General features: G+C 50.3%; 2 protein-coding genes and 1 rRNA gene. 1 reads left to right on the top strand and 2 read right to left on the bottom strand.

Features of this window, described 5'->3' with window-relative positions:
• A 5S ribosomal RNA gene (rrf, locus tag C230_RS21080) occupies positions 1–91 on the top strand; the annotation flags it as partial.
• 334 nt (positions 92–425) lie between these two features.
• Here rrf and C230_RS21075 read toward each other — a convergent pair.
• Positions 426–1340 (bottom strand): polysaccharide deacetylase family protein, encoded by a 915-nt coding sequence (locus C230_RS21075; RefSeq protein WP_018130138.1) that lies wholly within the window; start codon positions 1338–1340, stop codon positions 426–428.
• 63 nt (positions 1341–1403) lie between these two features.
• Entirely contained in the window at positions 1404–1973 is a 570-nt protein-coding gene (locus tag C230_RS0100465; RefSeq protein ID WP_018130137.1) for a TetR/AcrR family transcriptional regulator, read from the bottom strand.
• Between the last annotated feature and the right edge of the window lie 213 nt (positions 1974–2186).

Genomic DNA, 2186 nt, shown 5'->3' with positions numbered 1-2186 from the left:
CACCCGTTCCCATCCCGAACACGGAAGTTAAGCTCTCCAGCGCCGATGGTACTTGGGCAGGAAGCCCTGGGAGAGTAGGTCGTCGCTAGGCGTTTGATTGGGCGATCCTCTAGCGGGTCGCCCTTTCGTTTTCGGGAACGTTTCATTGTTTAGGAAATTCCTAATCGGATTCAGGATCAAAGCGCCGCCCTTGGGCGGCTTACTTTTTTCAGGGAGCGCAAATTCGCCCAACGATCTTGTGAAGGCAACCGTCCGGGACGACCTATTGGAACTGGAACCCATTCATGTGGAGCGAAAACCAACTATCAGCAAAGAAGAGTGCCAGAAAGCTTGCGACTGCTGTGAGAAACATTTCGTTTCCTCCACTTGTCGGGTGATGGCGCCGGCATCAAACATCGTTGCTCGCAAACGGAGATTTTTCTTTATCACTTGTTGTTTGACAGGTGTAAGTAATCGGGGACGGTGACGAATCGGTACCCTTGTTGCAGGAGATGTTCGATCAGGACCGGCAATGAGTCGACTGTGCGTTGACGCGGGCCGCCGCCGTCATGTAACAAAACCAGACTGTGTTCCTGCAGACCCGATTGCACACGGGCATGTACCGGGGCTGTTTTCTTCAAATCCCAATCGGCCGGATCGACATTCCAAAGGACAGCGGTCATCCCTGCATTTTCAATCGCAGAGCGGACCTCCGGATCGGTTTTCCCGTAGGGGGGACGGAACAAACACGGCCGTTCTCCCGTCAAGCTTTCCAGCAGTTGGTTGGTCGCATTGACTTGTTGCAACAGTTGTTCTTTTGATAATTTGGTCAGATCGGAATGATTCCACGAATGATTGCCTATCACATGCCCCTGTTCATGGATTTGCCGGATCCAATCCGGGTGGGCGGCGGCTTGCGAGCCGAGCACAAAAAACGTTGCCCGAATCTGATACCTCTTCAGAATCGCAAGAATCTGTAGTGTATACGGGCTGGGCCCATCGTCAAATGTGAGCGCGACGTAACGGCCGGGCGGAAGCGGTGAAGCTGTTTCCTCCTGCATCATGTCTTTTTGATCAGTTCTGGTAATGCTTTGCGACAAGACATCCCCGGTGTCACCGGAATCTGGCAGTTTGTTTGTGGAGTTGAATGAAGCCAACCGTTCATGTTCTGCCTTGTTAGGGTTCGGATCCGGCATTTCGTTTACGGTCGTATACACCACGCCGTCCGATGCGATTCTGGTTGGCCCGGCACAAAGGACGGAAGCAGCATTTACTGATTTTTGCAGCAACAGGTTTCCAAGCAATAAACTCCCGATCAGCGCGAAAACGGTTGCTAACCAGATCACAAACGGCTTGTACAAAAAAATTCCCTCGCTCTCATTGGTCTCATTTGACCTTATGAGGGGCGAGGGAGCGATATGCAGCTATTTTTGAATCCCTTCCAGAAAAATATGGGCGAAATAGCTGCCGATTTCTTCCGGTGTAAGCGGTCCGTTTTCTTTGTACCAGCGATGCAGCCAGTTGCAGCTTCCGAGGATCGCGAGCGCCGTCAGACGGCTGTTTCCCGACTCAAATTCACCGGCCTTGACGCCCTCGTCGATGATCTTCGTCCACAGATTGAGATATCGGTCGGTTTCCGCTTTGATCACTTGATGATGTTCTGGTTCGAGCGAAAACGCTTCCCGCAGCAGGACGGTCGTCATTTCCAGATTGCCCGCCACGAACGACACATGGTTTTGAATCGCCAGAATCAGTTTGTCTTTCGAAGGGACCTGGCTTTCGATAATCTTTTCCAGGCGGCGGTTGAATCCGCTGATTGACTGCTGGGTGATTTTCATCAGCAGTTCCTCTTTGCTGGAAATGTAGTGATACAGGCTTCCTTTTTGCAAACCGACTTCATCCGCGATATCCTGGACGGAGGTCGCGTGGTACCCTTTTTGCTTGAATAGCTTAATTGCCGCTTGCGCGATTTCTTCGTATTTGTTAATTGCCATTCACAATCGCTTCCTTTCACATCCACAGATCAAATGACAAATGTTCATCAGCAGTATTGTACCATATGTACATGTTTTTCCCTTTTTGTTCAATCTTTGTTCAAAAACGAACCAATCTATGTATACGGTAACTTAAAAATACGCCACACCGCTCATTGAAAATTCCCCCACCTTGACCGATAATCCTCACAAAGCAGATAGTTCGCAACGTGA

Source organism: Effusibacillus pohliae DSM 22757 (genome assembly GCF_000376225.1).
Taxonomy (GTDB): domain Bacteria; phylum Bacillota; class Bacilli; order Tumebacillales; family Effusibacillaceae; genus Effusibacillus; species Effusibacillus pohliae.
The sequence above is the reverse complement of the archived record's forward strand: the minus strand, read 5'-3'. Positions and strand labels throughout refer to the sequence as shown.

Excerpts from the sequence above, each read along its gene's own strand:
- C230_RS0100465 (WP_018130137.1), bottom strand. The coding sequence starts at position 1,973 with ATGGCAATTAACAAATACGAAGAAATCGCGCAAGCGGCAATTAAGCTA.